The sequence below is a fragment of the Rhabdaerophilum sp. genome (assembly GCF_046092605.1).
Classification (GTDB): Bacteria; Pseudomonadota; Alphaproteobacteria; order Rhizobiales; family Beijerinckiaceae; genus Rhabdaerophilum.
Genome location: NZ_JBJTDY010000155.1, coordinates 1 through 6,041, shown reverse-complemented (window position 1 = coordinate 6,041; position 6,041 = coordinate 1). Strand labels below are relative to the sequence as shown.

7 protein-coding genes and 1 tRNA gene are annotated in these 6,041 nt (G+C 63.4%); 4 read left to right on the top strand and 4 right to left on the bottom strand.

From position 1 onward, the window contains the following. Positions 1-158: 158 nt before the first annotated feature. Both ACKODO_RS12035 and ACKODO_RS12030 read right to left on the bottom strand, forming a co-directional pair. Entirely contained in the window at positions 159-1,391 is a 1,233-nt protein-coding gene (locus tag ACKODO_RS12035) for a tyrosine-type recombinase/integrase (protein ID WP_408983675.1), read from the bottom strand. A 165-nt stretch (positions 1,392-1,556) separates the two neighbouring features. Beyond that, positions 1,557-1,641, bottom strand: a tRNA-Leu gene (locus ACKODO_RS12030). A 119-nt stretch (positions 1,642-1,760) separates the two neighbouring features. Between ACKODO_RS12030 and ACKODO_RS12025 the strand changes: the two genes are divergently transcribed. Both ACKODO_RS12025 and ACKODO_RS12020 read left to right on the top strand, forming a co-directional pair. Then, positions 1,761-2,135: a hypothetical protein gene (locus tag ACKODO_RS12025; RefSeq protein ID WP_408983674.1), complete on the top strand. Its 375-nt coding sequence runs from the start codon at positions 1,761-1,763 to the stop codon at positions 2,133-2,135. A 57-nt stretch (positions 2,136-2,192) separates the two neighbouring features. Continuing rightward, positions 2,193-3,155: a complex I NDUFA9 subunit family protein gene (locus tag ACKODO_RS12020; protein ID WP_408983673.1), complete on the top strand. Its 963-nt coding sequence runs from the start codon at positions 2,193-2,195 to the stop codon at positions 3,153-3,155. 8 nt (positions 3,156-3,163) lie between these two features. Here ACKODO_RS12020 and ACKODO_RS12015 read toward each other — a convergent pair whose 3' ends face one another. Next, positions 3,164-4,162, bottom strand: a complete 999-nt coding sequence (locus ACKODO_RS12015) for a 2-hydroxyacid dehydrogenase (protein WP_408983672.1) — start codon at positions 4,160-4,162, stop codon at positions 3,164-3,166. A gap of 279 nt (positions 4,163-4,441) precedes the next feature. On the opposite strand from ACKODO_RS12015, the gene ACKODO_RS12010 reads away from it, so the two are divergent. After that, entirely contained in the window at positions 4,442-4,966 is a 525-nt protein-coding gene (locus ACKODO_RS12010) for an SH3 domain-containing protein (protein WP_408983671.1), read from the top strand. A 6-nt stretch (positions 4,967-4,972) separates the two neighbouring features. On the opposite strand, the gene irrA is transcribed toward ACKODO_RS12010, so the two are convergent. Next, a complete protein-coding gene (gene irrA, locus ACKODO_RS12005; RefSeq protein WP_408983670.1) occupies positions 4,973-5,470 on the bottom strand; it encodes an iron response transcriptional regulator IrrA in 498 nt (165 codons plus the stop codon). A 215-nt stretch (positions 5,471-5,685) separates the two neighbouring features. On the opposite strand from irrA, the gene fabA reads away from it, so the two are divergent. Further along, on the top strand, positions 5,686-6,041 hold a 356-nt coding region (fabA, locus tag ACKODO_RS12000), incomplete at its 3' end, for a bifunctional 3-hydroxydecanoyl-ACP dehydratase/trans-2-decenoyl-ACP isomerase (RefSeq protein ID WP_408983676.1).

The following is a 6,041-nucleotide window of genomic DNA, read 5'->3' as shown; positions in this document are numbered from 1 at the left end:
TATCTTCACTTATATTTGAAGAATCTCTTATTCTGCGATTGATAAAATCTTTTTCAATGAGTAATTCTGTTTTTTCGTCAAAAATTTTTGAGGGCCAGCCTAAGTATGCTTTTTGCGAGCATGACAACGAAAAGGTGACTGTTTGACTGTCCATAAGGTCACCGCCCTTTTCGCAGCGGAACGACCTGCCCGCCATCGCGCAGCGTATCCAGCTTGTCAGCCCACCATTGCGCCATGCGCACGCGCTCTTGCCAATGGTCGCTGCGCACATAGGCCCGGCGAACGGCGTTCGGCTCCTGATGGGAAAGCGCGCGGTCGATGGCATCACGCGAGAACTTGCCGCTCTCGTTCAGGAACGTCGTCGCCATGGCTCGGAAGCCGTGCGCAGTCATTTCCTCTTTCTTGAAGCCCATGCGACGCAGCGCGCCGTTGATTGTGTTTTCGCTCATCGGCCGCTTCATGCTCACCGTGCTCGGCAGCACCAAGGTTTGGTTGCCAGAAAGGGGAAGCAGGCTCTCCAGCACCGCTATGGCTTGCCGGGGCAGTGGAACCCGATGCTCGCGCCGCATTTTCATGCGAGCGGCCGGAATGGTCCAAACCGCGCGCTCCAGATCAAACTCTTTCCATTCGGCTTGGCGCAGTTCACCGGGGCGAGGGAACAGGATTGCCATCAGCTTCAAGGCGGCAACGGTCGTCGGCTGCCCGTTGAAACCGTCAATCGCGCGAAGCAACGCCCCGATGGCTTGCGGCTCCAGAATAGCCGCCCGGTGCTCCACCTTGGCCTTTGCCAGCGCTCCCCGGAGCGCGAAGGTTGGATCATGGCTCGCGCGCGTCGTCGCGATAGCGTAGCGGAACACTTCACCGATGGCGGAACGCATGCGGTGCGCCGTTTCCAAATGGCCTTTCGCTTCGACCACGCGCAAAGCCTTCAAGACTTCCGGCGATGTGATATCGGCAATCGGCCGCCTCCCGAACGCATCGCCCGCGAGGCTGTAGAGCCATTCCCGCTTGCCGATGGTGTTGGAAGCCTTGCCCTCGCGCCGCTTCTTGTCGAGCAATTCGGCCGCGATGGCAGAGAATGTGTTGGCCGCGTTGTTGGCCTCGGCAATCGCCTTGTTGGCCTTCTCGGTGCGGATATGCGCCACCGGGTCTAGGCCCGCGAGCAAGAGCCGCTTGGCTTCCTCGCGCTTGTTGCGCGCCTCCTGAAGTGTGACGGTTGGATATGGCCCGATGGAATATTTCTTCTGTTTTCCATCCGTGCCCCGGTAGGCGAGGCACCAAAGCTTCGAGCCGTTCGGCTTGATCCAGAGTTGAAGCCCCCCGCCATCGGACAGCTTGCGAAGCTTCGGGCCTTCTTTGGCTTGGCGAATGGCAAGGTCGGAAAGCGACATTGTGTTGGCCTCGGTGGCGTCCGCGCAGGGCTGAGGCCATCAGTGAGGCCAACAATTCGGGCGAATGTCAACGGAGGCATACGGCCGGAAACGGCCACTATCCACGGAAAAACACGTGGAATCGCGCCGTTTACGGTCAATCGCGAAGGCTCGCGAAAATGAGAGTGGTGCCCAGGAGAGGACTCGAACCTCCACGGTGTTACCCACTGGTACCTGAAACCAGCGCGTCTACCAATTCCGCCACCTGGGCCTCTGGCGAGGCTTCTGATCGGTCGGCGGACAATTGTCAATATTCGAAAACAGGCCTTGTCGAACCTTTCGGGCCGCCCGACTTTAAGGAGGTCTTCAACTCCTGCGCGAGGCGACACCATGAACCCCGGATCGCGTTTGAACATCCCGCGAGGCTTCCTGCCGCGTCAACCGCTGTTTCGCCTGCTCGCGATCAACGGCCTCGCCGGAGCGGGCCTCGGCATCCTCTTCGTGATCGGCATTCTGGCCCTGGATATAGCCGGTATCCGTTCGCTCCTCACGAGCACCGGCGAATGGGTGACCGGGCTCGCGCTCCTTGCCATGGGCTCGGTGACCATGTTCGCCTCCGTGGCGATGGGCGGGGCCATCATGCTGATGCGGAGCCCCCGGAATGCCGAATCGGGCGGCTCGATGGGCAGCCCCGGCGCGCTGGTCCCGGTGCGCGTTCGGCACCATTCGGGCGCTTCTGGGCCGTCGCGCCTTTGGCGTGATTGATTGCACCGCGCGAATTGACTAGACCGAACCAACATTCTTAACGGTCGAGGTTCGCATATGGCGCGGCTGGTTACGATTTTCGGAGGCTCGGGCTTCCTGGGGCGGCATCTCACGCAGGCTCTCGCGAAGCGCGGCTGGCGGGTGCGCGCCGCTGTTCGCCGGCCGGATCTCGCGGGCCATCTCCAGCCGCTGGGCATGGTGGGGCAGATCCATGCCGTGCAGGCGAATCTGCGCTATCCGGATTCGGTGGCGCGCGCGGTGGCTGGTGCTGATGCGGTGGTAAACCTCGTCGGCATCCTGCATGAGGGCGGCCGCCAGACCTTCTCCGCCGTGCAGGCGCAGGGGCCTCGCATCGTGGCGGAAGCTGCCGCGAAGGCGGGCGTGAGCAGCCTCGTGCAGGTCTCGGCGATCGGGGCCGATCCGAACTCCCCGGCGGATTATGCCCGCTCGAAGGCGGCCGGCGAGGCGGCGACGCTCGCGGCTTTTCCCACGGCCGTCATCATGCGGCCCTCGATCGTGTTCGGGCCGGAAGACCAGTTCTTCAATCGCTTCGCGGATATGGCGCGATTCCTGCCGTTCCTGCCGCTGATCGGCGGCGGCGAGACGAAATTCCAGCCGGTTTACGTGGGCGATGTCGCCGAGGCGATTGCGCGCGCGCTCGAAGGCGCGGCGAAGCCTGGCGCAACCTATGAACTGGGCGGCCCGGAAGTGAAGAGCTTCAAGGCGCTGCTTGAATACATCCTGGCGATCACCGGCCGCTCGCGCGCGCTTGTGCCCCTGCCTTTCCCCATCGCCCGGCTGCAGGCCAGCGTGATGGAGTTGCTGCCCTCGCCAATGCTGACGGTTGATCAGGTTCGGATGCTCGAGACGGACAATGTGGTCAGCGCGGAGGCCATCGCAGCCAAGCGCACCTTGGCGGGCCTCGGCGTCACGCCGACGACGATCGAAGCGGTGGTCCCGGGCTATCTCTACCGCTTCCGCAAGCATGGCCAGTTCGAGCGCGCCGAGATCGCGCGCTGAACGAGGGCTCAGCTGCCCGGCAGCACCAGCACCCGATCCGGCGGCATGTGCCCGTCGGTGAAGGTCTTGATGTTGATGATGACCTTCTCGCCCATCTCGTTGCGGCTTTCGACCGTCGAAGAGCTCATATGGGGCAGGAGCAAAACCTTTCCGGCATTCGCCAGCGCCACAAGGCGCGGATTGACCGCCGGCTCATGCTCGAACACATCCAGAGCGGCGCCGGCGAGGCTGCCCTGCTCCAGGCATTCGATCAGCCCCTCGGTATCCACGATGCCGCCACGCGCGGTATTGATGAGGAAGGCATCCTCCTTCATCAGCTTCAGGCGGCGGGCCGAGAGCAGGTGAAAGGTCGCGGGCGTATGCGGGCAATGCACCGAGACGATATCCATCCGCGCGAGCATCCGGTCGAGCGAATCCCAGTAGGTCGCCTGCACCTCTTCCTCGATGCGCTTCGCGGCAGGACGGCGATTGTGATAATGCACCTGCAGGCCGAAGGCACGGGCACGACGCGCCACCGCGAGCCCGATGCGGCCCATGCCGATGATGCCAAGCCGCTTGCCATGGATGCGGCGGCCGAGCATCCAGCCCGGCGACCAGCCCTGCCATTGTCCGGCCGGAATGACCTTCGCGCCCTCCACGAGACGGCGGGAGACGGCGACCATCATCGCCATCGTGAAATCGGCCATGTCCTCGGTCAGCACACCCGGCGTATTGGTCACGGTGATGCCGCGCTTCATGGCGGCCGGCACGTCGATATTGTCCGTGCCATTGCCGAAATTGGCGATGAGGCGCAGTTGCGGGCCAGCCCTGGCGATGAGATCGGCGTCAATCCGGTCGGTGATGGTCGGAACCAGCACTTCCGCCCGCGCCATCCGTGCGGCGAGGCCCTCGGCATCGAGAGCGGCGTCGGTCTCGTTGCGCTCCAGCCGGAACAATTCGGCCATGCGCGCCTCGATTCCCTCGGGAAGACGGCGCGTCAGCACGACAAGCGGTTTGTCTTTCGGCATGAAACGGCTCCCTCCCGCTTCGTGGTCAGGGGTTGATGCAGCCTTGCGGGGCATTACCATTTTTGGGAAGCTTGCCCGCTTCCGCCCTAGCCTTTGGCACAATCCGCGCGCGCTTTCCACCATCGGGCTCGCAACGGGCGCATGCTGAAAGCGAAGCGCCGGGCCGGCCTCGTAAACGCCACGTTAATCGGGTTCACGGCAAATGAATTTCCGCATCCGAGGTTGATCATGTTCCGTTCCAGCCCAGAACGCGGCGAAGGTGGTGCCAAGGTGGCCCGCATGGCCCGCCTAGCCGTGGTTTTCGCGTTGTTGTTTGCCCCATTCGCCGCCATGGCGGACGAGCTGACCGGCTCCACCAATCGCAATATCGGCCCGGTGACCAAGCAGCCCATTCCGCGATTCGTGAGCCTGAAGCCCTCCGACACGCCCATGCGCGAGGGCCCGAGCAAGGATCATCGCATTCGCTGGATTTTCAAGCGCGAGGGCCTGCCGGTCGAAGTGATCGCCGAGCATGAGCAATGGCGTCGCGTGCGCGATTCGGAATCGACCGAGGGATGGGTCTATTTCGGTCGCCTCTCCAACCGCCGCACGGTGATCGTGCTGGCCGGCAAGGACCGGCCCGAGCGCGACCTCTTCGCCCGCGAGAGCGAGACAAGCGCCATCGTGGCCCGGCTGCAACCGGGCGTCATTGCCAGCGTCGAGAGCTGCTCGGCGGATTGGTGCGAAGTAACGTTGGAGGGCTTCAGGGGTTTTGTGAAAAAGAACGCCGTCTGGGGCGTCTACCCGGAAGAGCGGGTGAAATAGGGCGCGTCAGGCGCCACTCTTCCGCAGGCGCACAACAACTTCCACGCGCGCAATCTCCATGCCTTCCGGCGGCTCCGGAAGGTTCGAGACCGAGAGATCGTGGCCGGGAATGTCCACGAGCCCCTCTTCACCCTCGATGAAAAAATGGTGGTGGTCGGTCACGTTGGTGTCGAAATAGCTCTTGGTGCCGTCCATCGCGATCTGCCGCAGCAGGCCGACATGGCTGAACTGGTTCAGCGTATTGTAGATGGTGGCGAGCGAGACCGGCACGCGGGCGCGCTGGGCTTCCTCGAAAAGCGTCTCGGCCGTCAGGTGGCGATCGCCGCGGGCGAAGAGCAGCCAGCCCAGAGCGACGCGCTGGCGCGTCGGGCGCAGGCCCACCGCGCGCAAGCGGTTTTTCAGATCGTGCACAGGGCAGCCGGCAAGGCTCGCGGGGGCGCGATTGGCCGTCGCGCCGAGGGCGGAGGAAGCCAGACCTGGACTCTTGGAAACAGTGTGATCCATGCGACTTAACTAGCCCTCCACCGGCCGCGAGACAAGATCATTGCGAACCTGTCGCATCTTGATGGCAAAACGCTGCAATAATCGTTGATCTTGTGCAAATTCCGTTATGGCTTCACGCGCGGTTGGTCTAAACGGGCATCATGTGTCCGCGCGCTTGCGCGCGGGCGCAGGAAAAGACCGTCACATGAAACAGCTTGAATAAGGATCAGGGCACGATGGGTGCGGATGGAACGGCGCGGCGGTCGAGCTTCACGTATGAGGACCTGCTGGCCTGCGGACGCGGCGAATTGTTCGGCATGGGCAACGCGCAACTGCCTTCCCCGCCGATGCTGATGTTCGACCGCATCACCGAGATCTCCGAGGATGGCGGCCCGAACGGCAAGGGCTGCGTGCGCGCCGAACTCGATGTGCGCCCCGACCTCTGGTTCTTCCCTTGCCATTTCAAGGGCGATCCGGTGATGCCGGGCTGCCTCGGCCTCGATGCGCTCTGGCAGCTCACGGGCTTCTTCCTCGGCTGGCTCGGCCTGCCGGGCAAGGGCCGCGCCTTGGGCGTGGGCGAGGTGAAATTCGC